The 26,417-nt window shown below is 38.6% G+C and carries 17 protein-coding genes and 10 tRNA genes; 10 read left to right on the forward strand and 17 right to left on the reverse strand.

Annotated elements, in window-relative coordinates; all coding sequences use genetic code 11:
• Positions 1 to 231: 231 nt before the first annotated feature.
• The 13 genes from GQR38_RS05990 to GQR38_RS06050 all read right to left on the reverse strand — a co-directional run bounded on the left by GQR38_RS05990 (position 232) and on the right by GQR38_RS06050 (position 7,964).
• On the reverse strand, positions 232 to 3,315 hold the full coding sequence (locus GQR38_RS05990) for an efflux RND transporter permease subunit (protein ID WP_024589701.1): 3,084 nt from the start codon (positions 3,313 to 3,315) through the stop codon (positions 232 to 234).
• The gene (locus GQR38_RS05995) at positions 3,312 to 4,628 is read right to left on the reverse strand and encodes an efflux RND transporter periplasmic adaptor subunit (protein WP_165722104.1); all 1,317 of its coding nucleotides are present in this window, start codon (positions 4,626 to 4,628) and stop codon (positions 3,312 to 3,314) included. Before GQR38_RS05995 ends, GQR38_RS05990 begins: the two co-directional genes overlap by 4 nt.
• Complete coding sequence (locus GQR38_RS06000) at positions 4,618 to 6,033, reverse strand: TolC family protein (RefSeq protein WP_165722085.1); 1,416 nt, start codon at positions 6,031 to 6,033, stop codon at positions 4,618 to 4,620. Before GQR38_RS06000 ends, GQR38_RS05995 begins: the two co-directional genes overlap by 11 nt.
• A 404-nt stretch (positions 6,034 to 6,437) precedes the next feature.
• Positions 6,438 to 6,513, reverse strand: a tRNA-Thr gene (locus GQR38_RS06005).
• Between the two features lie 102 nt (positions 6,514 to 6,615).
• A tRNA-Phe gene (locus tag GQR38_RS06010) sits at positions 6,616 to 6,691 on the reverse strand.
• A gap of 134 nt (positions 6,692 to 6,825) precedes the next feature.
• Positions 6,826 to 6,901, reverse strand: a tRNA-Thr gene (locus GQR38_RS06015).
• A gap of 102 nt (positions 6,902 to 7,003) precedes the next feature.
• A tRNA-Phe gene (locus GQR38_RS06020) sits at positions 7,004 to 7,079 on the reverse strand.
• A gap of 55 nt (positions 7,080 to 7,134) precedes the next feature.
• Positions 7,135 to 7,210 (reverse strand) — tRNA-Thr (locus tag GQR38_RS06025).
• 57 nt (positions 7,211 to 7,267) lie between these two features.
• Positions 7,268 to 7,343: transfer RNA gene (locus GQR38_RS06030), tRNA-Phe, on the reverse strand.
• Positions 7,344 to 7,398: 55 nt separating this feature from the next.
• Positions 7,399 to 7,474: transfer RNA gene (locus GQR38_RS06035), tRNA-Thr, on the reverse strand.
• 57 nt (positions 7,475 to 7,531) lie between these two features.
• Positions 7,532 to 7,607 (reverse strand) — tRNA-Phe (locus tag GQR38_RS06040).
• Between the two features lie 134 nt (positions 7,608 to 7,741).
• Positions 7,742 to 7,817, reverse strand: a tRNA-Thr gene (locus GQR38_RS06045).
• Positions 7,818 to 7,888: 71 nt separating this feature from the next.
• Positions 7,889 to 7,964, reverse strand: a tRNA-Phe gene (locus tag GQR38_RS06050).
• A gap of 341 nt (positions 7,965 to 8,305) precedes the next feature.
• Between GQR38_RS06050 and GQR38_RS06055 the strand changes: the two genes are divergently transcribed.
• Positions 8,306 to 11,083 (forward strand): ATP-binding protein, encoded by a 2,778-nt coding sequence (locus GQR38_RS06055; protein ID WP_165722086.1) that lies wholly within the window; start codon positions 8,306 to 8,308, stop codon positions 11,081 to 11,083.
• Positions 11,084 to 11,135: 52 nt separating this feature from the next.
• Here GQR38_RS06055 and GQR38_RS06060 read toward each other — a convergent pair whose 3' ends face one another.
• A complete protein-coding gene (locus tag GQR38_RS06060; protein WP_007582954.1) occupies positions 11,136 to 11,408 on the reverse strand; it encodes an oxidative damage protection protein in 273 nt (90 codons plus the stop codon).
• Positions 11,409 to 11,443: 35 nt separating this feature from the next.
• The gene (gene mutY, locus GQR38_RS06065) at positions 11,444 to 12,505 is read right to left on the reverse strand and encodes an A/G-specific adenine glycosylase (RefSeq protein WP_024594521.1); all 1,062 of its coding nucleotides are present in this window, start codon (positions 12,503 to 12,505) and stop codon (positions 11,444 to 11,446) included.
• Positions 12,506 to 12,666: 161 nt separating this feature from the next.
• On the opposite strand from mutY, the gene trmB reads away from it, so the two are divergent.
• From trmB to arcA, 4 genes are all read left to right on the forward strand, one after another.
• Positions 12,667 to 13,392, forward strand: a complete 726-nt coding sequence (gene trmB, locus GQR38_RS06070) for a tRNA (guanosine(46)-N7)-methyltransferase TrmB (RefSeq protein ID WP_007582957.1) — start codon at positions 12,667 to 12,669, stop codon at positions 13,390 to 13,392.
• A gap of 66 nt (positions 13,393 to 13,458) precedes the next feature.
• Entirely contained in the window at positions 13,459 to 14,484 is a 1,026-nt protein-coding gene (locus GQR38_RS06075) for a methyltransferase (protein ID WP_165722087.1), read from the forward strand.
• Positions 14,485 to 14,635: 151 nt separating this feature from the next.
• On the forward strand, positions 14,636 to 16,240 hold the full coding sequence (locus tag GQR38_RS06080) for a HAMP domain-containing sensor histidine kinase (RefSeq protein WP_165722088.1): 1,605 nt from the start codon (positions 14,636 to 14,638) through the stop codon (positions 16,238 to 16,240).
• A 491-nt stretch (positions 16,241 to 16,731) separates the two neighbouring features.
• The gene (arcA, locus tag GQR38_RS06085) at positions 16,732 to 17,448 is read left to right on the forward strand and encodes a two-component system response regulator ArcA (RefSeq protein WP_002962549.1); all 717 of its coding nucleotides are present in this window, start codon (positions 16,732 to 16,734) and stop codon (positions 17,446 to 17,448) included.
• A 16-nt stretch (positions 17,449 to 17,464) separates the two neighbouring features.
• On the opposite strand, the gene arcB is transcribed toward arcA, so the two are convergent.
• Positions 17,465 to 19,783: an aerobic respiration two-component sensor histidine kinase ArcB gene (arcB, locus tag GQR38_RS06090; protein WP_165722089.1), complete on the reverse strand. Its 2,319-nt coding sequence runs from the start codon at positions 19,781 to 19,783 to the stop codon at positions 17,465 to 17,467.
• Between the two features lie 232 nt (positions 19,784 to 20,015).
• Between arcB and folE2 the strand changes: the two genes are divergently transcribed.
• The 4 genes from folE2 (at position 20,016) to ampE (ending at position 23,424) form a co-directional block, all read left to right on the forward strand.
• Complete coding sequence (folE2, locus tag GQR38_RS06095; protein ID WP_024589695.1) at positions 20,016 to 20,936, forward strand: GTP cyclohydrolase FolE2; 921 nt, start codon at positions 20,016 to 20,018, stop codon at positions 20,934 to 20,936.
• A 116-nt stretch (positions 20,937 to 21,052) separates the two neighbouring features.
• Positions 21,053 to 21,649: a DUF2726 domain-containing protein gene (locus tag GQR38_RS06100; RefSeq protein WP_007582968.1), complete on the forward strand. Its 597-nt coding sequence runs from the start codon at positions 21,053 to 21,055 to the stop codon at positions 21,647 to 21,649.
• 122 nt (positions 21,650 to 21,771) lie between these two features.
• On the forward strand, positions 21,772 to 22,479 hold the full coding sequence (mtnN, locus tag GQR38_RS06105) for a 5'-methylthioadenosine/S-adenosylhomocysteine nucleosidase (RefSeq protein ID WP_024589694.1): 708 nt from the start codon (positions 21,772 to 21,774) through the stop codon (positions 22,477 to 22,479).
• The gene (ampE, locus tag GQR38_RS06110; RefSeq protein ID WP_165722090.1) at positions 22,480 to 23,424 is read left to right on the forward strand and encodes a regulatory signaling modulator protein AmpE; all 945 of its coding nucleotides are present in this window, start codon (positions 22,480 to 22,482) and stop codon (positions 23,422 to 23,424) included.
• Positions 23,425 to 23,520: 96 nt separating this feature from the next.
• On the opposite strand, the gene tyrS is transcribed toward ampE, so the two are convergent.
• Complete coding sequence (tyrS, locus tag GQR38_RS06115; protein WP_007585427.1) at positions 23,521 to 24,720, reverse strand: tyrosine--tRNA ligase; 1,200 nt, start codon at positions 24,718 to 24,720, stop codon at positions 23,521 to 23,523.
• Between the two features lie 320 nt (positions 24,721 to 25,040).
• Here tyrS and GQR38_RS06120 point away from each other — a divergent pair, with 320 nt between their 5' ends.
• Positions 25,041 to 26,354, forward strand: coding sequence for a peptidoglycan DD-metalloendopeptidase family protein (locus GQR38_RS06120; RefSeq protein ID WP_007585425.1), 1,314 nt, complete (start codon positions 25,041 to 25,043; stop codon positions 26,352 to 26,354).
• Positions 26,355 to 26,417 lie beyond the last annotated feature (63 nt).

Consider the following 26,417-nt stretch of genomic DNA (forward strand, 5'->3'; position numbering starts at 1 on the left):
TTTAGCTTATAAAAAAAGCCGCAGGTAATTACTTACCTACAGCTTTAATAATCACGTATTAGAGTGAAGTTATACCAATCTGCTTATATATGAGGTCTATTTAACGTTAAGAAAATTACGCTAGAACTAGGCAAAAATTTTTATATCTAGTTGTTCTAAATAAAAAATTTTTAACGACGTTATAGTGCAATTTAATTCGTTAAATTGATCAAAGATTTATGCAGGTTGGTATTATTTAAACCAACCTTGAAAACGCTCCATTAGCATGTAGTTTATTGGTACTAACAATAAAGTAATAAAGGTAGCAAAAATAATCCCAAACCCTAAGCTCACCGCCATTGGTATTAAAAACTGTGCCTGAGTCGCTTTTTCAAACAGTAATGGCATTAAGCCAATAAAGGTCGTTAAACTAGTTAGCATTACAGGGCGAAAACGTGATGCACCTGCAATTTTTATAGCATCGAGAACTTTACCACCTTCACTGCGCTTTTTATTAATAAAATCAACGAGTACAAGCGAATCATTTACCACCACCCCGGTTAGCGCAAGCATACCGAGTAAACTCATAATAGTTAAGTCCATTCCCATGATCCAATGCCCTACTACAGCACCTATCATGCCAAATGGAATAACACTCATTACTATGATTGGTTGTAAGTAAGATTTAAGCGGTATTGCTAATAGCGCATAAATAATAAAAAATACAAACACAAGTGCCCAAGCCAACGACCCAAACGACTCTCTTTGCTCTTTAGCCTCACCTTCTAGTTTGTAATCTACTCCAGGATATTGCTGCATTAACCCATCTAAATACTCCGTTAGGTCAGCCTGCAGTATGGTCATGTTGGTATTATTTTTTTCGATATCGGCTGTTACGTTTAATGTGCGGTAACGGTCTATTCGATTAATAGTTGATGGACTTTGCCCAGCAGTAAGTGTTGCCACGTGCGATAAAGGCACTGAGCCTCCATCAGGCGTATTTATAAGTATGTTTTGTAGGTCAGCTACAGAGCGGCGCTCATCTATAGGTAAGCGTACCATTACACGTACGTCATCCCTGCCTCGCTGAATACGTTGTGCTTGCGAGCCAAAAAACGAGTTACGTACTTGTCCTGCTACATTGACTCTATTTAAGCCCAGCGCTAAACCTTGTTGCGTAAGCTCTATTTGTAACTCTTCTTTACCGTCGGACATACTATCGGCAATATCAAATACCGTTGGATAGGTCGATAAACGGGTTTTAATGTGATCAGCCACGTCTTGTAAAATAGTCAACGAAGTGCCGCTAAGCTGAACATCAATGGGGTCTGAACTTCGGCCAATTTCGGCTCTAAACGTTAAACTTTCGGCGCCTGGAATGACACCAATTAAATCTCGCCATTCGCTGGCAAGTTCTCGTGATCCTATGTCTGATTCACGCTTTTCAGCCGGTGTTATTTCAAAGCGTACAGAGCCTGAATTAGATACACCACCACGCCCGCCTGTTGTGGCTAATATATTTAAAATAACGCTTTCGCCAGTATCTGGGTCGCGGTATTTTTCTTGTAATTGCTGCGCCTTTTGCGACATGTCAATTACGTATTTATTAGTTACTTCAAACGGTGTACCTGTTGGTAGTGTTAAGTTAACGCGGACTGTTTCGCTTGGTATGCGCGGGAAAAATACAAACTTAGTCCAACCGCTGGTGATCATGGTTAAAATTATAACAAATACACCAATAAACAAGCTTACCGAAGCCAATTTATGGCGCAGTGCTAAATTTAAAGTGGGTTGATAGTATTTTAAAATCGCGTTTTCAAATCCATCTGCAAAACGCTGTTGAATAACATCAAACTTTGAAGGTTCGCCTTTTTCGTGGCGTAGTTTTATATATTTTAAATGTGCTGGTAGTACAAATTTAGATTCAATCAATGAAAACAATAATACCGGAATAACCACTACCGGTATTTGTGCAAACAAGGCACCACGCGCCCCTTCAATAAAGGCCAAAGGTAAAAAGGCAGCAACGGTAGTTAACACACCAAATGTTACTGGTGTTGCTACTTCTTGAGTACCTAAAATTGCGGCTTGCTCGCCCGACTTAGCCGTTTTTAGGTGGGTGTAGACGTTTTCACCGGTAACTATGGCGTCATCAACAACAATCCCCAGTACCAATATAAAGCCAAATAAGCTCATAATATTAAGGGTTACGCCAAAAATAGGCATCGCTATAAACGCGCCCATAAACGAAACCGGAATACCAATAAATACCCAAAATGCAATTGCAGGGCGTAAAAACAAAGTAAGTAAAGCCAGTACTAAAATACCACCTTGTAAAGCATTGGTAGTAAGGGTCGAAATACGACTTTTAACCAGCTCCGAATCATCATCCCAGTAACTTAATTCAAACCCTTGTGGGAGAGAGCTTTGTTGCTCTTTTATGTAGTTTTTAACATCGTCAGCAACTGTAATCGCACTTTGTGGACCAATTCGATATACGTCGATAAATGCAGCTTGCTTACCATTAAAGCGAGTACGTACTGGTGTTTCTTCAAAATCATCTTTTATAGTCGCTATATCACCTAAGCGAATAATAGTGCCATCGGCTTGGTTTTTAACAACAATGCTGGCAAATTCATCTTTACGATATGCTTGCCCTTTAGAGCTTATAAGTACGTCCCCGCCTTCTGTTTTTAAGTTACCAGCAGAAATATCTGAGCTTGAGTTTGAAATAGCACTCGATATTTGTGCCAAGCTTAAATCGTACTGACGAAGAATATCTTGGCTTACTTCAATGGCTATTTCGTAATCACGAACGCCACTTAGCTCTACCTGCGTTACATTAGGTAAACGTAGGATTTGATCGCGTACTGTTTCTGCGTATTCGCGGGTTTCTTTTTCGCCGTAGTCACTCGATACGGTAACCGCGATAACTTCACGAATTCGCTCAGCAAGCGCTACTATCGGCTTTTCGGCATCAGCAGGAAAAGTGTTAATTGCGTCTACACGACTTTTTATATCAGCTAAAAGCTCACGAGGGTCGTAACCGCTTTCCACTTCTATTGTCACAGAGCCTGAACCTTCAGAAGAGCGACTAAATATTTGCTTTATGCCCTCTAAATCTTGTACTGCTTCTTCTATTCGTATAGTTACACCTTGCTCTACATCCTCTGGTGTTGAACCACGCAAACTTACATTTACGCTTATCATGTCAGTTTCGAATGAAGGAAATACCTCAAGCGGTATTTTGCTTGATAAGCTAAAAAGTCCCGACAGTAACAGCGTTACTAGCAATAAGTTAGCAGCAACATGGTTTTTGGCAAACCAAGCGATCATGGCTTATCTCCTTGCTTTGCTGCGCGGCGGTTTTTTAGCTCTTCAACACTAATACCCTGCTCTTTTGCTTTTTGCTCAAGCTGCTCTGGCGTCGGGCGCTTTCCTTTACCTTGCCCATTAGCTCCTCGGCTTTTAGGTTGCTCTGTGCTTTGTTCGCCTAAAATACTTACCTGAGTACCAGAACTCACTTGCCCTAGTGGAGTAATAACCAGTTTATCATTTGGATTTAATCCCGTTTTTATCATCGCTTGTGTCGCATTTTGCCAAGCAAGTGTAATGTCTTTACGCTTAAGTACACCCTCTTCAACAACATAAACATACGTCCCTTGATAAATAGTACTGTTAGGGATTATAAGTGCGTTAGGAACTGTTTTACCGGTAATTTGCGCCTTTATGTATTGCCCTATTTTTATTGGGTACTGGTTATTAGCCGTTGCTTTATATGGGTCGTTAATTTTAGCAACTACGTAAAGCTGTTGTGCACCTTCATCTATAGCACCTTCGGTACGCGCTAGCTGCCCTTGCCACGTTTGCTCACCCACTAAGTCAGAGGTAAATTTAACAATTGAACCTGCTTGATTTTTGGCGCCATCACGATATTGCTCTGGTAAATTTACGAACGGAAGATCTTTATTTTTAATCGGTAAACGAATCTCTACGCTATCGATTGCGTAAATAGTGGCAAGCTGGGTATTGTTAGTAACAACTTGCCCCAAATCAACACTACGGCTAAGTATACGACCCGCATATGGCGCGGTTACTTTAGTGCGCTCTAAATCAAGCATGGCTTTTTCAAGTACTGCTTGAGCCGATAAAACTTCTGCTTCGGCTGCTGCAAGTTGTGGTTCACGCAGTACTAGGCTGCTTGCCTGATTTGAGCCGCCAAGGCGTTTCCAATCAGTAATAGCTTGTTGTCCACGCGCTTTTTCTTCTAATAAGCCTTGCTCTGCCGTTAATAAATTGGCTTGAGCAGATTTAACTTCAGCTTGATGATCTCTATCGTCTAGCTTTAAAAGTACGTCGCCCTTTTCAAAAAAGCCGCCTTCTCTAAAGTCATCACTTACTTCAATTATTTGCCCAGATGCCTGAGCAACTAATAAACTTTGTGTACGTGGTTTTACCGTACCGTAGCTATCAATCATCACTTGGTAATTTTGTGGTTTAAGCTCAAGCGCAGCCACACTTATTGATGCTTTAGGAGGTGAGCCAAAGCGTTTAGCCTCTGGCGGATTACCTTTAATAAACATAACAATTAAAATAGTGGCAATAATAACCACCGCTGGAATAATAATTTTTGCTGTTTTAGTTTTCATCATTATTGCTCTTTAGTTCACTTGAGGGCTTTGCAAAATCACCACCAAGGGCAACGTGTAAGTTAATTCTGTTAGCTATTAATTGGTTTTTAATGTCGATTAAGGAGCTTTGTGCATCGAAAGACCTATCTTGTGCGTCAAGCACCGTAGTGTAAGTTACCAAGCCACTTTGATATTGCTCAAACGACAACTGCTCTGCTGCAAGTGCGTTTTCTTGCGCCTCAAGGGTGCTGCTATATTGTGATTTAAGAGACTGCTGCTGTGAAATCGCATTTTCTACATCACCAAATGCATCGTAAAGCGTTTGCAAATAAAGTTGCTCTTGCTTTTGAGTATTAAGGCGCGCTATTTCTTCATTCGCTTTTAAGCGTCCGCCCTCAAAAAGTGGTGCTGAAATACTACCTAATAACGACCATGCAAGGCTTGATGGAGAAAACAAGTCGCTTACTCTGTCGGTGCTATCACTTAGTGAAGCTGTTAAATCTAAACTTGGAAAGCGTTGTTTGTGCGCATACGCCAATGAAGCGTCGGTGGCTAAAAGATCATACCAACTTGCTCGCAGCGTAGGTTTACGTGTTATAAGTTCAGAAGGTAAGCCTAGTGGAATATCGGTATTAATAACGGGTAAGTCGCTACTAGCAGTAATGGCACCTTTTGGGTATTCACCCAGTAAACGCTCAAGCACACGTGCTGAAGCCGATAGGTTCGCCGTTTGAGTGGCAATGCGAGCGCGTTCAGTATTGAGCTCATTACGGGCTAAATATACATCGAGTGCTTCGTTTATACCTTGGCGATAGCCAGACTCGATAATATCTAGGTTTTGCTGTGCGTTGGCTTCGCGACGTTTAAATAAATCGAGTAATTGTTGCGATGTAACAACATCAAACCAGCCAGTTACTACATCAGCAACGAGTTGCTGTTTAGCTTGCTCAAACCGGGCCTGTTGCGCTAAATAGTTAAGATTAGCTTCGCGTTTTGAATCAGAAAGCTTACCCCATAAATCAACCTCGTAAGTTAAGTTTAAACTAACTGAACTTGCGTTGTCGTAGCTCACTGGGCGGTTGTCTTTACTACGGCTAGTACGTGTTGATAAATCGAGGCTTGGCCAAAGTGCAGCGCCCGAGACTATAAGTTGCTGCTTTTGAATTTCTACATCGTAACTAGTTTGCAAAAGCTGTTGATTGTTTTTAAGTGCTTGTTGTACAAATTTGTTAAGCGTAGGATTTTGTAGTTGTGTAAGCCATTGCTCTTGTACTTTTAATACCGAGCTTGATGCTTCTTGCTGCCATTGCTGTGGCATATTATTGGGCGCTTGCATGCGCTGCGACGAGTTAAAATCACTCGCACAGCCGCTAAGCAGCATCACACTAATTGCCAATAGGGTTGGCTTGCATTGCCAAATCATAATTAAACCTAAATTACTGCTATTTATGAACGTAATTCAAGCACTTTGGCAACTTTTGCTCAACCTACTTTACATAACATTACATAGCTAGCGATGAACTAACATAATAGCCAGTTATACTGGTAAAAATGAGCAAATGATCAGCAATTTTTAATAATAAAAAATTAACTTTTTGTAATGTGTCTAAGAGATTATACCAATTCGCTTAATTAAGTGATCTATTTTGAGGTAAGAAAATCGTGTCGATAACAAGGCAAGAATTTCGTTATTTTTGTCTTATATCAGAAATTTTTAACGCAGTTAGCGTCAGGTTTAATCACTCAAATTAATTAAGTATTATTGCGGATTGGTATTAGATATACAAAAACAAAAAAGCCCCGCTATAAGCGAGGCTTTTAAATAAATGGTGCCGACTAACCGAGTCGAACGGTTGACCTACTGATTACAAGTCAGTTGCTCTACCAGCTGAGCTAAGTCGGCACACAAAACTGTGTGCTAAGGCACGTTCAATTTTAAAGATTGAGAACTTTTATAAAGCACTTAAAATAAAAAAACCTTGCATAAGCAAGGCTTTTCAATAAATGGTGCCTCGACGCGGAATCGAACCACGGACACGAGGATTTTCAATCCTCTGCTCTACCGACTGAGCTATCGAGGCACATAAACTGTGCTAACTAAAAATAAAATAATTATTTAACTTTTAGCTTTATAAATGGTGCCGACTAACCGAGTCGACGGGTAATTTGAACAGACTACTGATTACAGCTTTCTTTTCAAACTACTTTAAATAAATGGTGCCGACTAACCGAGTCGAACGGTTGACCTACTGATTACAAGTCAGTTGCTCTACCAGCTGAGCTAAGTCGGCACACAAAACTGTGTGCTAAGGCACGTTCAATTTTAAAGATTGAGAACTTTTATAAAGCACTTAAAATAAAAAAACCTTGCATAAGCAAGGCTTTTCAATAAATGGTGCCTCGACGCGGAATCGAACCACGGACACGAGGATTTTCAATCCTCTGCTCTACCGACTGAGCTATCGAGGCACATAAACTGTGCTAACTAAAAATAAAATAATTATTTAACTTTTAGCTTTATAAATGGTGCCGACTAACCGAGTCGAACGGTTGACCTACTGATTACAAGTCAGTTGCTCTACCAGCTGAGCTAAGTCGGCACACAAAACTGTGTGCTAAGGCACGTTCAATTTTAAAGATTGAGAACTTAAAGTAAATGGTGCCTCGACGCGGAATCGAACCACGGACACGAGGATTTTCAATCCTCTGCTCTACCGACTGAGCTATCGAGGCACATAAACTGTGCTAACTAAAAATAAAATAATTATTTAACTTTTAGCTTTATAAATGGTGCCGACTAACCGAGTCGAACGGTTGACCTACTGATTACAAGTCAGTTGCTCTACCAGCTGAGCTAAGTCGGCACACAAAACTGTGTGCTAAGGCACGTTCAATTTTAAAGATTGAGAACTTAAAGTAAATGGTGCCTCGACGCGGAATCGAACCACGGACACGAGGATTTTCAATCCTCTGCTCTACCGACTGAGCTATCGAGGCACATAAACTGTGCTAACTAAAAATAAAATAATTATTTAACTTTTAGCTTTATAAATGGTGCCGACTAACCGAGTCGACGGGTAATTTGAACAGACTACTGATTACAGCTTTCTTTTCAAACTACTTTAAATAAATGGTGCCGACTAACCGAGTCGAACGGTTGACCTACTGATTACAAGTCAGTTGCTCTACCAGCTGAGCTAAGTCGGCACACAAAACTGTGTGCTAAGGCACGCGTAATAATGTTTAAACTGTTGATTAAACACCACTACTTTAATAAATGGTGCCTCGACCCGGAATCGAACCAGGGACACGAGGATTTTCAATCCTCTGCTCTACCAACTGAGCTATCGAGGCACTTAAACAGTGCTAATTAAAAATCTTAAGGGATTTTTAATGCAATTCCCACTCACCTCTAGCGACTGAGCTATCTGGGCGTGCGGCGTATTAAACGAGTTTTGCCCTTACAAGTCAACTTTTTTTTTCTTCTTTATAACTGTTTGAACGGTTTTCAGACAACTCAGTACATTTTTTATTAATAACGTTCATTTTTACCACAAATCGGGCTATAACTATAAATAAATATAACTAAATCAGACTAAAACCGTAGTGAATTATTTTTTGTAAATGTTACGATTAGCTTAGATACGTACGATAGGGACTTATCGTAGTAAAAACACATCAATTGGAAACAATCAATGCAGAGTAAATTCTCATCGCCAGTAAAAGGCTTACTGCCACTTTTTTTAATCATTAATATTGCTGTAACAGCGCTCGCTATTGTTGCCCACTCATTTTATACACAAACTGAAGTTAAGACAGCCCAACCAGTATCATCTATTAATATTGTAACGCTTGCCGATAGATTAGACTTACCTATGGTTGATGCATTAACTATGTATGGTCAAGGTAAAGTAAAACAGTTACTTGATTTAACCTCCTTATTAGACGGTAACTTTGAATATACTCTATATCGCTTCAATGCTACATCAGATACTCAGTTGGTATATAGCAGCAGTAAACCAGCCATCGCTTCTGTTAAAACTGAAAAGCACTTAAAAGAAGAAGGTATCCTGCATCACCTACTATTGTTAAACGATCAACCCATTGGCGAGCTTATTATTAAGCAAAACATACCAGCCACGCCTTTAAGCGCTCAAGACTCTCAAGTTATCGCTTACATCATCGCGATAGCGAGTGTTGCTGCATTATTTATACTTACTTTAATGTTTAATATGTACATTAATACGCGCTTACGTAAAAGTACTGACACTCTTACTCAAGAGTTACAGGCAATCACTGAAGATGCTAATTATAATAGTAATGTTGATGAGCAACTTGATATTGGTTTAGGTGTAGTAGCAAAAAACATCAACTTATTGCTACAAAAAGTACAAACTGCAATGAGCGAGAATGACTCTGCACAAAAAGAGCTTTATAAATTACAAAATGGCCTAGAAGCCGAAGTGCAAAATCGTACCTTAGCGCTTGAGCAAGCCACATTAAAAGCAGAGCGAGCAAGCGAAACTAAAACAACATTCTTAGCAACGATGAGTCACGAAATAAGAACACCGATGAATGGTGTTATAGGTACTATTGATTTACTGCGCCAGACCGAACTTGACGGCGCTCAGCATCGTTTAAGTACGATTATTCGTGAATCAGCATTTTCGTTATTGAGCATTTTGGACGATATTTTAGATTTTTCTAAAATTGAGGCTGGAAAGCTAAATATTGACCCGATCCCATTTTCGGTAACCGATACTATTGAAGAAGTTGCTCGTGTGCTCTCATCAGTTGCTAAAAAACGTGAGCTTGATTTAGAGCTAGCAATAGCACCAGATATTCCTATAAATCTTACCGGTGATAGCGTACGTGTACGTCAGGTTCTTTATAACCTATGTAGCAACGCAATTAAATTTACGAGCACTGATGAAAAAACCCAAGGGCATGTAAAAATATCAGTAGAGGTGGTACATAATACGACTGATCACTTTACCTTACGCTTTTGCGTAACTGATAACGGTAAAGGCATGTCGCAGGCACAACTACGCGAAATATTTAATCCGTTTATTCAAGCCGAAAATTCGATTACCCGAGAATATGGAGGGACAGGTTTAGGTCTTTCTATTTGTAAAAGCTTAACTGAGCTTATGCTAGGTACTATTCATGTAACTAGCCATACAGGAATTGGCAGTGAGTTTACTGTTGAACTGCCGTTTAGCACATCGGGTAGAATTAAGTACGCACACAAAGGTGCATTAAATGGTAAGCAAATTGTTGTAGTTAGTAATCACCTAGAACGTGAAAAAACAATGTACCGTTATTTATCGTTTATGGGCGCTAAAATAGTTTATGCACACACAGAAGAAGAAATTGAAGAGCATCAACATTCGCAAGATATTATTTGGGTGGCTGATGGCATAGACAATATGGATAAAACAAACGCGCTGCTAAGACGCTTATTTTATTCATTAGAGGATTATAACCAACAAGTTGTTGTACTAAGCAAGCTTGATGAAGCGGCTATAAATCATAATAATATTTTTTATATTAATGCCTCTCCTTTATGTAAGTCTAACTTTATGCTGTCTATTTTAGTCGCTGCAGGTTTGCATACACCTAAACAAATTAAAAAAACCAAAACACTTAATAATTATTTAAATGTTGAGCAAGCTCGTAAATCAAACAAATTGGTTTTACTTGTTGAAGATAACCTTCTAAACCAGCAAGTGCTCACCGATCAATTACACATACTAGGTTTTGGCGTTGAGATAGCAAACAACGGTGAAGAAGGCTTAGATATGTGGAGAAAAGGTGATTACTCACTTATTTTAACCGACTTACACATGCCTAAAATGTCGGGTTACGATATGGTCGAAAAAATCCGTAACGAAGCAGAGCTATTAGAATCAATTGATGCACAGCCTTACATTATTGCTGTAACAGCAAACGCACTTAAAGGCGAAAAAGAGCGTTGCTTAGCCGTAGGTATAAACGACTTCATTACCAAACCTATAGAGCTAAACGCGTTAGAGGACACCTTAAAACGCTGGAGCGATAAGCAAAGCCAAAACCCAAATGTAGTTATCCATCAAACCATGGCGCTACCTATTGATATGGAAGCGGTTGCTAAATATGTAAATGGTGACGAAGCTAAACAGTTACGCTTTTTCAAAATGTATTTAGAACAAAGCCAAGGGCTAATTAAGGGGATTAATTCAGGCGTTATGGTTAACGATTTAGATGAGATTATTGAAGGGTGTCATCAATTAAAATCGATCTCTAAAACAATTGGTGCCCAAACGGTGGCTGAACTTTCAAGTGCATTTGAAGATAAATGTAAAAAAGGTGAACTCACTACCGATGAATTAATAGACTTAAGAGATAAGTTAGAAATTGAATACTCTAAGGCAGCTCAATTTTTAAAAGAACAAATTAAAATCTCTGAGCAAGAAGATGAGTTAAGTGATTAAATAATCGCACACAAAAAAAGGGCTATTTAGCCCTTTTTTAATGTTTAAAATATTACTTTTCAGGCGGTCGATAACCTTCAATTTCTACATCTTTGTTTTCAAACAAAAAGCCAACCATTTGCTCTTCTAAAAATGTGCGGTGCTCTGGGTCCATCATATTTAAATGCTTTTCGTTAATAAGCATTGTTTGCTTATGCTGCCACTGACCCCACGCTTCTTTAGAGATGTTATTAAAAATCTTTTCACCAACTTCACCAGGGTATAACTGAAAGCCAAGCCCTTCGGCTTCTTTTTGTAACTTTTGACAAAATACTGTACGTGCCATGATTGATTCTCTCTAACGCTAAATATGGGGCTATTCTATACTATTGCTGTAATTTGTTTAACCAACTTTTTAGTTGGCGCTGCTAGGCCAACCTCTATTGATTGATCAAGCGGATACCACACTAATTGTTTGTCATTTACTACATCAGGAATGTTCTTAACATTGAGCACATGCGGATTAATCTTCAGCTCAAAATGTGAAAACACATGAATAAACGCTTCAAGCTCTACTAAGTTGGCTTCTAATCCTTGCTGAGCTAAAAATATTTGAAGCTCCTCGTACTCATTAAATTCAAAAAAGCCAAATAGTCCTCCCCAAATACCGCTGTTAGGGCGTTTTTCCATAAGCACTTTATCGCCGCACTGAATAATTAACTGATGACAACTCTTCTTCGGCACTGCTTTTTTAGGTTTAGAATGTGGAAACTCTTTTACTTTACCTGCATTAAAAGCACCACAACCTGAATTTAATGGGCAAGCCTCGCAATCAAACCGGCTGCGTGAGCAAACACTCGCACCTAAATCCATCATAGCTTGATTAAATTCGGTGACATTATTTTTAGGTGTTAATTGCTCTGATAAATGCCAAAGCTGGTTTTCGACTTTTTTAACACCGTACCAACCTTCTATCATAAAATAGCGCGCTAAGACTCGCTTAACATTTCCATCTAAAATTGGATGATGCTGCCCAAGCGACAATGATAAAACAGCCCCGGCAGTAGAGCGTCCTATTCCCGGTAAATCCATTACTTCATCAAGCGTTTGCGGAAATTCGCCTTGGTACTTGTCACGTACTATTTTAGCTGTTTTATGTAAGTTACGCGCACGAGCGTAATACCCTAAGCCGGTCCAGTGATGCAGTACTAAATCTTCATCAGCATCGGCTAAAGCAATAATATCTGGAAAGCTTTGCATAAATTTTTCAAAATATGGGATAACAGTAATAACTTGAGTTTGCTGGAGCATCACCTCAGACACCCACACTTTATAAGGTGTTTTGCCCAACTGCCATGGAAGTGTTTTACGCCCATGAAGGTGATACCAATCAACGACTTGATTAGAAAACGAATTAGACTGTTCTTTATTTAAATCCAACATATTGTACTTTTACTGATGCTCAATGGCGGCTCAGTCTATTGTAGTTAATAAAAAGATCAAGCTATAGGGCGTGTAAAACCAGCTAATACTTGTGATTGCGGGCTCGGTCAGGGATAATATGCAACCATTTTTAAACACATTGTTTTTGTCAGGCCAATAATATGAGTGAATCAAGCAACACTAACCTTGAGCAAGCTAAGCAAGAAGGTAAATACATCCGCACCATTCGCAGTTTTGTAAAACGCGAAGGTCGATTAACCAAAGGCCAAGCCGCTGCAATCGAAAAATGCTGGCCAACAATGGGCCTAGAGCATAAAAACGGTATGCTTGATTTAAGCGAAGTTTTTGGCAACAACAACGATGTAGTAGTAGAAATTGGTTTTGGTATGGGTAAATCGCTTGTCGAAATGGCAACAAATGCCCCTCACCTAAACTTTATTGGTATTGAAGTACACCGCCCAGGCGTTGGTGCTTGTTTAATGGATGCCGATGAAGCAGGCATTACTAACTTACGTATTTTTGAACACGATGCAGTTGAAGTACTTGCAGACTGTATACCTAATGAAAGCTTAACAACACTACAGTTGTTTTTCCCTGATCCTTGGCATAAAAAGCGTCATCATAAACGCCGTATTGTACAAACTGAGTTTGTTGAAAAACTAAGAGCCCAACTGAAAATGGGTGGCGTTTTTCATATGGCAACAGATTGGGAAAACTATGCAGAGCATATGCTCGAAGTAATGAATGTAGCTCCTGGTTTTAAAAACCAATCAGAAACAAACGATTATGTTCCACGTCCAGATTTGCGCCCGCTTACTAAGTTTGAGCAGCGCGGACATCGCCTAGGTCATGGCGTGTGGGATTTAATGTTTGAACGTACTGAGTAATTTGTAACTTTAAGCACTCACTTTTATTTTTAATAAAACTAAACATACTGTAAGGCAAAGCCATTTATGAGCGTACTAACCAACCCAAGTTTACTGTTACTTCGTAATAGCGAGGCACTAACGGGCAAATCTATCTTGGTGGTCAACTTTGTTCAAGATGGCTTTTTAACAGAGCTTAAAAAACTTAACCCGCAAAGCAAGGTAACTGCATTTAGCTACAACCATGCTAACGGTGAGTTTGCTAAAAACACCAAAGACGTTGAGATTTGTGTAAATCACACAATACCTGGTAACGGCTACGATTTAGTTATTCTTTACTATCCTAAATCAAAACCTGAGTTATTAATGGCGCTTGATAATATTAGATCTGCTATTACTGACGATGCCGAACTATTGGTGGTAGGTGAAAACAAAAGTGGTGTTAAATCAATTGAAAAGCAATTAGCTGGTAAAGCTGAGTTTAGTAACAAAATTGATTCAGCTAAGCACTGCGTTCTTTACTCATTTGCTGAGATTACCCAGCATCCTGACTTTGATATTACGACCTACCATAAAAAGTTTGTTGTTAATGTTGCCGACACCGAGTTTACAGCTATTAGTGTCCCAGGGGTGTTTAATCACGGTAGTTTAGATATGGGAACGAAAGTTCTACTCGAAAACGCACCGACAATTAAGCAAGGTAGGGTTCTCGACTTTGGCTGTGGCGCAGGTTTAATAGCAACCTTTTTAGGGCTGCATAATCCAGCACTTGAGTTTGTGTGTAGTGATGTAAGTGCACTGGCAACTTACGCAACACAGCAAACTCTAAAGCTTAACAGCATCAAAGGCGAAGCGATATTAAGTGACGGCCTTAAAAGCATTACCGGTAAGTTTGATTTAATTATTAGCAATCCACCTTTTCATACAGGTATTGCAACCGACTACACAGTAGCAGAAACATTTTTAGCAAATGCAAAACAGCATTTAACTAAAGTAGGAAAGCTGAATATTGTTGCTAACAGCTTTTTAAAATACCCGCCTATTTTAGAAACGCAATTTGAAAGCTACCAAACGGTATTTAAAAATAACAAGTTTGCCGTATATAGCAGCTAGTATTATTTTTAAAAATGCTTGAGTGCAAACGCGCTCAAGCTAACCTTCGCATAAATATAAGAATTAATTTAGCTTTTTTCCTTCATTTTCTCCCGTCTTTGCTAAACTAAAACTCTAAATAATCAAAATTAATTCAGGCGATAACGAAATAATGCCTAAAAAAGTTCATCAAAGTAGCATTCGCAAAGCACTCATAAATTTAATTATGCTTATTACAGCTATTTGCTTGTCGCTATCTATTTCGATATCTACTTATTTAAGCGTAAAAGAGCAAAAGCAATTAATCATTAATAAACTCGTCATACTTTCTGAAATTGTAGCTTTTGATGCTGGTAAATCAGTAGTTGAAGATGATAGAAAAACAGAAGAAAAACGCCTCAAGTCATTTGAAAATATCCCCCTTGTAAAAAACATACATATTTATTCAATAGAAAAAGCATCTCAAAAACCTGTTTTTTTTATTAGCTTTAATGCAAAAAAAACACCTCCAGTACCACTAAGAATAGACAGTGTTGATGAGCTAAAAGCGCCACGAATTACGAGCGATCATATTGAACTAACCCGCCCTATTTACGATAACGAAAAGTTGGTCGGTTATGTATACATGCGAGGGAGCCTCGAAAGTTTAGAGACCTATATTGAGAGAAAGATATTAATAGACGTGCTATTAACTCTATTAATTTTAATCGTTGTTTACTTTATTGCTATAAAAGTTCAACGACGTATAGCCAAGCCAATAGAGCAGTTAAGCATGCTATTGCAGGATGTATCTAAAAATCATAACTATGATGCACGCGCGCCAATAACCGATGTAAAAGAAATAACCGCTCTTTCAAATAGTTTAAATATCATGCTTACACGCACCAAAAAGCAACTTGAGCGCCACGAAAAAGATAAACAAGAAATAAAACAACTAAACCAAAGCCTTGAAGAAAAAGTAAACCAGCGAACAATCGCTCTCAGAGAAGCAAATCAAGAGCTTTTATCAACCCTTGAGCGAATGCATCAGTACCAAACGCAAATTGTTGAAAACGAAAAAATGGCATCGCTTGGGCAAATGGTTGCTGGGGTTGCCCATGAAGTGAATACACCAATAGGGCTAGGTATTACAGGCTCTACATTACTTCGAGATAAACTGGCAGATATACAGCAAAGCTTTGACGATAAAAAACTTACCTCAAGCCATCTAAAACGCTTTATAGATGAAGGTATTGAAAACTTAGACTTAATCTACCGCAACTTAAATCGTGCCGCAGACCTGATATCTAACTTTAAAAAAGTGGCCGTTATTCAAGATGACGGTGTTAATACCTATATTAATGTACATAAATTAATAAGTGATGTTTTAACATCGATTCAATCTGAACTACTGCCTAAAAAGCCTGTCGTTATTATTAACTGTCCGACCGACTTGGCTATTCATAGTAAGTCTGAACCTCTGCAACAAGTGTTTCAGCAGTTGCTTATGAACTCTGTGATTCATGGATTTATAGGTAAAGAAAATAATGAAATTCGCTTTGACGTAGAATTAGTAGGGAAAAAATTAACAATAGTTTATTCTGACAATGGTCAAGGTGTTGATAAAAACATTAAAAATAGAATTTTTGACCCGTTTGTAACTTCAAAGCGCGGACAAGGCGCAAGCGGCTTAGGCATGCACTTGGTCTACAACCTAGTAACACAAGCACTTGGCGGAAGAGTTATGTTTGATCTTGAAGAAAAACACGGTGCTCGCTTTATAATTACTATTCCTTAAATAAAGATCACTAAAAAGTGCATATATTTAAAATTTATCCTTGAATTAGCATTTAATGACCTCATTAATGAGGCATGTGATAAGCGCGTAACATTATTTAATTGCATTAAATAAATATTACCAAGCGATTTATGAACTTTTTTATCTTTGCTGTATCACATACATTGATGAAAGGTTAGAAAGTGATATAGTTTTGCTTTGAATTAGTCTGATTATTTTAAGTACCTTGTTTGATTGAATGATGTATCAATTATTAAAGGAAAATGGCTTCGACTTTATGATTCAAATAGCTACATCCACGTATATATCAATTAAACAGTAGTTTTTGCACTGCCCTTTTTAGTAGACTTTGGACACCCTACTGTTTTATTTTTATCCAATTTGTTTTTTCCTTGTTAACAAATGGGTATAATCCTATAATCTCTAGTAATCGGTTATAAATTCGTCACCGGTTTTTTTATAAATAAAATATTCCAAAAGGTTAATTAATAATGCAAACGCCAGTCATTCTAATCGTAGAAGATGAAGACGTAACTCGACTGAACCTAGTTAGTTTATTTGAAGCTGAAGGGTACAAAGTTATTGAAGCCATTGATGGCGATGATATGCATGACAAGCTTACAAATAACGATGACGTTAATCTTGTAGTTATGGATATCAACCTTCCTGGTAAAAACGGTCTTATTTTAGCCCGTGAATTACGCCAAAAGCGTAAAGTAGGTCTTATATTCCTAACGGGTCGTGACAACGATGTTGACCGTATTTTAGGTCTTGAAATTGGCGCAGATGACTACGTTACTAAGCCATTCAACCCGCGTGAATTAACTATTAGAGCTCGCAACCTTATTACTCGTACTGCTTTAGGCGGTGAAGAGTCAGCACTAGAAACAAATGGTGTTATTACGTTTAACGGTTGGGAACTTGATGAAAATAGCCGCTGTCTTACTTCTCCAAATGGCGATGCTAAACGTTTACCAAAAGGTGAGTACAGAGCACTTCGTTTAATGCTTGATTCTCCAGGTCGTATTTTTAGTCGTGAGCAATTAATCAAGCACATGACAGGCCGTGAGCTTCGCGCAAATGACCGTACTGTTGATGTTACTATTCGTCGCATTCGTAAGCATTTTGAAAGTGATAACTCAACGTCAGAGTTAATCAGCACCATCCATGGTGAAGGTTACCGTTTCATTGGTAAAATTGACGCTTAATTAGAGCTAATTAGTTTTACTCTAATTGCTGTAAAAATAAATGAAGGGCTTTTTGTCCTTCATTTATTTTATCTGCTAAAACATCTAACCACTGCTTTAACATTTCATCAGATTCATCAATCGCACCATGCTCCATTATTTTGGCATGAAGCTGCACATCATTTAAACCTACCGATCCAGCCGCACCTTTAAGTTTATGCGCTACTGATTCATACTCTTCTCTATCGCCGGTATTTAATGAGGTAAGTAATTCTTGCTGATATTGTGGACTTAGCTTTTCAAATAACTGACTACTGCGTCTAAATACAACTAAGCCCATCGAATTTACAAAGTCTTCTATTGTTTCAATATCTAATAAGTGTGCATCAATGCCCTCTAGCGCTTCTTCACTTACTTTTAGCTGTGGCTCTGTGCATTCACTTTGCTTAATGCCAAATAAGTCAGCCAGCATTTTATCAAGCTTAACTGTGTTAATTGGTTTAGCCAACGCACCTTGTATTGATATACCTTCAAGCTCTTTTTCAGCACTGCGTACATTGGCAGTTAAAGCAACAATAGGTAATTTATCGAAGTGGCTATCTGAGCGTATTTGCTTAGCAACCACGTCACCGTTTATATCTGGCAATTGCATATCGAGTAGTACTAAATCTAAGTCATCTTCGGTTTCGACAAACGAGAGCGCATCTTCACCGGTTTCAGCCCATAACACTTCATGCCCGCGTTGCTCTAATAGGTTTGTAGCAATTTCGGCGTTCAGAGGCACATCTTCTACTAGCAGAATATACAAACCACGGCCAACATAACTTTGCTCTGTTGGTGCAACACATAAACTAAGCGGTATTTGCACTGTAAAACAACTTCCTTCGCCTTCAGTACTATTTACCGTAATTATCCCTTTCATTGCACTTACAAGTGCCTTAGTTACAGCTAAACCAATACCGGAGCCTATCGCGTTAGTGCCTTTTAAATCCGGCGCTTTGTAATACATATCAAATATATGGGCAAGTTGCTCTGGTGGAATACCTTGACCGGTATCTAGTACCTTAATAACTAACCATGGGCCTTCTACGCGATTTTCTCTGCTGCATTCGAGTGTTACTTTGCCTTGCTGAGTAAACTTAACGGCGTTGTTAATTAAGTTCCAAACAACTTGGCGTAATCGAGTCGGGTCGAGCTGCGCGTAAACATCAAGTATGCCATTGCGCTTAATATCAAACTCAAGCTCTTTTTGCTCTGCTATTAAGCCTGCAAAATTAACTACATCGTTTATAAAGTCTGACACATTAATAGAATTGGTTGCTATATCGAGCTGATCTCTATCTATTTTATCTAAATCTATAATATCGTTAAAAATATTACCGAGTGTTTCAGCACTCGAAAAAATAGTATTGCCCCAACTACGCTGCTGCTTATTAAGCTCTGTGTCTAATAACATACGCGTTAAACCAACAATGCCATTTAAAGGAGTACGTAGTTCATGGCTCAGCGTAGCAATAAACTTACCTTTGTCTTTATAGGCAGTTTCGAGTGCTTGTGCTGCTTCTTTACGGCTAGTGATATCACGACCAAAACCCAGTAAACCAATGTAGTCACCGTCATCATTTATAAAAGGTAATTTACGCAGCTCAAACCAACGTGTTTCACCATTTACTTCATAACCTACATCTATAGTCAGCGCTTTATGGCTTTGCTCTACTTCTTTATCGGTTGCCAAAACTTCAGCTAAAAAATGACTCGGGAATATCTGCTCAACCGTTTTTCCTATTAACTCACTACTTGATTTTCCCATTACCTCTTCAAACATTTTATTACAGCCGGCAAATACACCGTTGTTATCGCGGTAATAAAATAGATCGGGAGATGAATCAACGATTGAGCGTTGCAACATACTTTGTTGGGCAAGTTCTTGTTGTGTTTTTTTACGCTCAGCAATTTCTCGGCGCAGCTCTTCAATAGCGCGATGCTTGGCATGAAATGCCATTTTACGCTCATCAATTTCAATATTTAAACGACTAATGTTGTCTTTTAAGGTTTGGTTTAAGAGCTTTTCCTGCTTGGTTGCGCTATCTAAATAAGCATACGAGGCATCTAATTGACGAATTGAATTAAGTAATACACTTATAATTAAAGGAGAAACCACAGCAGTAAAAAATACCACAGCCAAAATATCAACAAGGTGTAATTCGCCTATCGCAACATAATAAAACATGCTCGATAAAATAAGAGATACAGTTAAAAATAAAGTGTAACAAATAGCTGCGGTTTTAAATTCACCAAATCGCGTTATTGAGCTGGAAAGTACCCGAGCCCAAGGGCTCAAAGAATAATCGGTCATACGTAATTTTATCTCTTAGCTGTGTGCTTAAATATAAAGAAGGCAATGCGCATGTATAAACATACCATTTTCCCAGATTTTAGCATTTTTCTCCTACCACTACCCATGTTGTGCGATAAAAACAGAATTTTTCATGTTTGATTTTGCTCATCTCTTAAACTCATCATTTCAGCAATAAATTATTTAGTGTAAAATGCCCCGCTTTATTATCTCCAAAATACGAGTAGCGCACATGCAAACCAATATGCCAGATATAGCAGACACTGCACCCGCTTTACAAACAGGTAAATTAGACTGGGTTGGCATGGGCGAAATCGAACTGCCATTTATTTTTGAGTCACGAGACTTATCTCCAGTTACAGTAAATGCCAAAGCTCGTGCATTTGTAAATTTGCATAAAGAAGATGCCAAAGGCATTCATATGTCACGTCTATTTTTAGCACTTGACCTGCTTTCAACTGAGCAGCAAGTCAATCCGCAAACAATAGCGCAAGCACTCGATACCTTTATAACTAGCCACGAAGGGCTGAGCGATAAAGCACAAATTGAATTTAAATTTGAATTACCGCTACGCCGTAAATCACTATTAAGTGGTAAAGCAGGCTGGAAAAGCTACCCAGTTGTACTTACCAGTACAATTGAAAATAACATTATTAGCTACGAGCTAACCGTAGATGTTACCTATTCTTCAACATGCCCTTGCTCTGCAGCACTTGCACGCCAGCTTATACAAAACGCGTTTAACGAAAAGTTTAACCAAGAAACCTTAAGCCAAAAAGATGTGCACGAATGGCTAGGCACTACACAAGGCATAGTGGCTACACCTCACTCGCAGCGCTCTATTGCCAACGTAAAAGTAAAGCTTGATAGCAATATTCAAGAATTTGACGTAGTGACTCTAATAAACACCCTCGAAGCTGAACTTAAAACGCCTGTACAAGCGGCAGTAAAACGCGAAGACGAGCAAGAATTTGCCCGTTTAAATGGTCAAAATCTTATGTTTTGTGAAGATGCAGCGCGTAAAATTAAAGCTTTATTAGAAACAGATAATTACAGCGATTACTGGCTGCAAATAAACCATTATGAATCACTCCATGCACACGATGCTGTAGCTATTGCGGTTAAAGGTATTGAAGGTGGATACAAAGCTTAATAGCTACATAGTTTTAGCTTTTATAAACAGTTGGTAATTATTTTATAACTCATACTTTTTAGGCACGTAAATTGCTTTATTTGAGCAGTGTCAATTTGTTGTTATGGAGTTACCGTATGGAATTCGCTTTATTATTAATTCTAGTATTAGTTGTCGGGGCTTCTGTTGTTGCGTCAAAATTTAATGACGATGGCGGAAACCCGTATCCTTTTACCCGCAAGCAAACTGTTTTTACGCAGGTTGAAGGCGCTTTTCTAAATCTTCTCGAGCGTGCTGTAGGCGATCAATATAAAATTGTTAGTCGCGTTAAGCTAATTGACGTTATTGACTGTAAGCAAGGTCTTTCTATTAAATCTAAACGTGCTGCTTTAGCTAAAGCTAAAAATAAGCAACTCGACTTTGTATTAATCGATAAAGAAAAACTAACTATTGTTGCGGCCGTTGACCTAGTTAACAATGCCAATAAAGATGGCCACAAAGCTCAACGCGACTGGTTTGTAAACGGTGCACTAGAGTCTGCGGGCATTCCACATATTCGTATGAAAGTTAAATCGGGCTACCGTCCTTCTGAAGTACGCGATGCAATTATGTTTAAACTTGGTAAGCCTGCAGCAACACAAACGCAGCGCCCTGTTCGTAATCGCTCACATAAGCCAGCGGTACTTTCACCTTCTCAAGCCAAAGCACAAACAACTGCTTTAGCTGAAATTTAAAAACCAAATTAAATACTCTCCTAAAAAGTATTTAAAGCGAGCTCATAAACAAGCTCGCTTTTTTGTTTTTTATTGCTAACTTCACGTATAATCAAGTGATTCAAACTCAGGAATTAAACATTATGAATGTTGGTATTATTGGCGCAATGGAGCCAGAAGTTAAAATTTTACGTGAAGCGATGCAAAACCCACAAATTTTAACTAAAGCAGGTTTCACTTTTTATACTGGTGAATTGGCTGGTAACACAGTAACACTTGTACAATCTGGTATTGGTAAAGTAGCATCAACAATTGCAACTACCTTACTAATTGACAACTTCAAACCTGATTGCGTAATTAACACAGGCTCTGCCGGTGGATTCGATCCTTCTCTAAGTGTTGGCGACGTAGTAATTTCGTCAGAAGTACGTCATCACGATGTAGATGTTACTGCTTTTGGCTACGAAATTGGCCAAGTACCACAAATGCCAGCAGGCTTTACAGCTCACCCTAAATTAGTTGAAGCAGCACAGCAAACAATCGAACAAATCAGTGATGTTAAAACACTTGTTGGCTTAATTTGTACTGGTGACACATTTATGTGTGACCCTGTGCGTATTGATAAAGCACGCAGTGATTTTCCTACAATGCTTGCCGTTGAAATGGAAGGCGCTTCAATTGCACAAACGTGTTTTACGCTTAACACACCATTTGTTGTAATTCGCTCAATGTCTGATATAGCAGGTAAAGAGTCACCACAATCATTTGAAGAATACCTAGAAACAGCATCAATCAACTCATCTAAAATGGTTGTCGCACTTTTAGAAAAGCTAACTGCAGTGTCTCTGTAAATGCTTAGCAATATTGTTCAAAACCACTTGGACTTTATTGCCTTCATACTAGCGCTCCTTGCTGAGCGCTTTCTTCCCCTTATTAGCTGGTATCATCCTAATACAGCGTTAAATGCTGTTTTTAGTGCTATTGGCAAGCGCATATACAAAAGCAAAGAACCTAAAAGCTATCAATACTTGGCAGCTATACTCGCAAGCACGCTCATTTTAAGTGTCATTCTCATTATTGTAGTGTTACTACTCGAGTTTGCTTTTTACCCTGAATTACTCGCAGGTCTTATTTTATACTTATGCTTAGAAAGTAAGAGTATTGATAAAAAAGCACTTCGCATTGCAAAGCTAACTAAACAAAATCAAAAATCGACAGCACGCGAATTACTAAAACCACTGCTTGCCCGTGAAGTTAATAGGCTTTCATCTCCTGGTATTATTAAAGCATTAATTGAAAGCTTAATACTGCGCACTGCTCGATACTATTTCGTAGTTATATTTATATTTTTAGCCTTTGGCCCTATTGCTGCCCTCGCCTATCGATTGCTTACTTTAATACAACAAGCCTGGCGTAGTGATATATCCCCAAATAGCTACTTTTTAAAACCGCTTAAAACTCTCTTGTTTATTATTGAGTATATTCCAATGCGCTTACTCGCTTTAACTATTGCAGCAAGTAGAGCGAGCAAACAAAGCATGCACTACATAAAGCATTATGGCAGACATTTTTACCAAACAAATACAGGTTGGCTACTAAGCACATGCTCTGCATCACTTGGTGTGCAGCTGGGCGGGCCTGCAGTTTATTTGGGTACTCGCTTTAATAAAATGCGTATAGGTACTGATAGACTACCTACACCCGAGGATATACCTGTAATAATTAATAGATTAAATCAGGCGCGTGTATTTTGGTTGTTAGTAATTGTAAGTATTGAAATATTAAAAGTGATTTAGTGACTATTTAGTGACTACCTCGTAACTATTTACAGACCCCAAAATACGAGCACTAAAAAACCAGCCTAGGCTGGTTTTTTAGTTTTCAAACGGTATTTAAGCTACAGTGATGTTTGCAAACTTACGTTTACCTACTTGGTAAATAGCTGTTGTGCCTTTTGCTATTTCAAGTTTGGTGTCAGTGATTTTATCTTCACCGTTAAGTTTAACTGCACCTTGCTTAATCATACGCATTGCTTCTGACGTACTAACTACTAAATTTGCTTCTTTAAGCAAGTTAGCAATTAAAATAGTATCTTCTGCGATAGTGATTGTCAGCTCTGGGATTTCATCTGGTAACGCTTTTTTCTGAAAACGCTGAATAAAATCATCATGTGCACCTTGTGCATCAGCTTCACTATGAAAACGAGCAATTAACTCTTTAGCTAGTTCTATTTTAATATCGCGCGGGTTAGTACCTTGCTCAACACGTTCTTTTTGAGCTGCAATTTCTTCAATAGAAAGCGCGCTTAATAAATCGTAATAACGCCACATTAGCACATCACTAATTGACATTATTTTACCAAACATATCGTTTGGCGCATCAGTAATACCAATATAGTTACCAAGCGACTTAGACATTTTTTGAACGCCGTCAGTACCTTCAAGTAATGGCATCATTAATACTGTTTGCGGCTTTTGCCCTTCAACTTTTTGTAGCTCACGACCCATGAGCAAGTTAAAGCGCTGATCAGTACCGCCCAGTTCAACATCTGACTCTAGTGCAACCGAATCCCAACCTTGTACCAGTGGATATAAAAACTCATGAATTGCAATTGGTTGACCGCTGCCGTAACGCTTTTTAAAGTCATCACGTTCAAGCATGCGCGCTACTGTTTGGTTAGCAGCAAGTTTTATCATACCTGCAGCGCCTAACTTTTCCATCCAAGTAGAGTTAAATGCAACAGTGGTTTTAGCAGGATCTAGAATTTTGAATACTTGTTCTTTATATGTTTCGGCATTGGCTAGTACGTCTTCGCGAGTAAGTGGTTTACGCGTTACGTTTTTACCTGTTGGGTCGCCAATCATGCCAGTAAAGTCACCAATTAAGAAAATAACCTCATGACCTAAATCCTGAAAGGTTTTCATTTTATTAATTAGTACAGTGTGCCCTAAATGTAAATCAGGGGCTGTAGGATCAAAGCCAGCTTTTATTTTTAGCTTTTTGCCCGACTTTAGTTTTTCAACTAGTTCGTCTTCAATTAATATTTCTTCTGCACCGCGTTTTATCTCTGCTAGAGCGGTTTGTAAATCCACTTTGTGTTACTCCAAAATTCTGCCTACGAAGGGGCGGACTAGTTACTTGTAATCACGGTTTAATATAGGTTTAAACCGAATATATATGTAGCTAACATAACAAATTTCTACCTAATTAAAATAACTTTTTAAGTTATTAATGCAACTAAACAAAATGAATTGAGTCTTAGTTAGATAGGACGTTAAAAAAGGCTTCTTAACCCTGATTTTAGCGTAGTTTAAGGTTAGTTTAAATCTACAAAGCACTAGTATTCGTACATTATTAAGTATATCCTGCAATATTATGTATTTATTATCTTGACAGCAGAAAAAGGCACGTTATGGTTCACGTGGTTAACACTCTCCCAAAAAAACACAAATTGCTTATTTTAGGTTTAGTTTCTGCTATTGCCGGCTTGGCATTTCTTCCTTCTGAAAAAGCGACTGCTTCTAAAGACAATAATGCAGATGCATTAGAGATAGGCAAGCGCTATGAGTTACAAGTTAAAGTTGATGACAACGAAAAATTAACTGAGTTAAATTCAGAGCAAGCAGCAGAAAAGTTACCAGAATACGACTTTGTCGATCATAAAGTTAAAAATGGCGACAATTTAGCAATTATCTTCAAACGTGCTGGTTTTTCAGCTCAAACGCTCCATAAACTAATTAACACTAACGCAGAAACGCGCAAGCTAACTAAAATTCACCCCGGTGAAATACTTAGCTTTGCGACAGCTGAAGATGGCTCTTTGGCTCAACTGCGCTATGTGATTTCAAAAACCGATACTTTATTTGTTACCTTAAATGAAGAAGGTAACTACGATACAGCTATTGATAGTAAAGAAATTGAAACGCTAACCAAAACCGCTGGCGGCGAAATATCTAACAACTTTTGGACTTCAGCAATAGCTGCAGGTTTAAGCGAACGTCAAATAATGAACTTTGCTGACATATTTGGTTGGGATGTTGATTTTGCAAACGACATTCGTAAAGGCGATGTGTTTGGCTTAATTTATGAGTCTCATTATGTTGATGGCGAGTTTATTGGTACCGGTAAAATTATTGCCGCTGAATTTGTAAACCAAGGTCAGCGCTTTGCAGCGATTCGCCATACCGACGGCAATTTTTATACGCCTGAAGGGCGTAGCATGAAAAAAGCATTTTTACGTGCACCTGTAAGCTTTAAGTATATTAGTTCGAGCTTTAATCCTCGTCGCTTACACCCAGTTACTGGGCAAGTTAGAGCGCACCGTGGTATCGACTTTGCAGCACGCACTGGCACACCGGTGGTTGCATCAGGTAACGGTAAGGTAGTTAAAGCGGGTTACAGCAAGTACAACGGTAACTACGTATTTATTAGCCATGGCACACAATATGTAACTAAGTACTTACACCTAAATAAGAAACTAGTTAAAACGGGCCAAAAAGTTAAACAGGGCCAACAAATTGGTACTGTAGGTTCTACTGGTCGTGTTACTGGCGCGCATTTACACTATGAATTTTTAGTAAATGGCGTTCACCGTAATCCTAAAACAGTAAAACTTCCCAAATCAGAGCCATTACCTCGCTCAGAACTTGCTAAGTTTAAACCTATTGCAGATAACTTTATTGCCCAACTTGAGCGTAATCGCGAGCTACAGTTAGCACTTAAATAAAGTTTATTAATAAACATTAAAAAAGCCTTTGCAGGTTAAACCTGCAAAGGCTTTTTTGTATAC

It is taken from the genome of Pseudoalteromonas sp. c7(2019) (assembly GCF_011378625.1).
GTDB classification, from domain to species: domain Bacteria; phylum Pseudomonadota; class Gammaproteobacteria; order Enterobacterales; family Alteromonadaceae; genus Pseudoalteromonas; species Pseudoalteromonas arctica.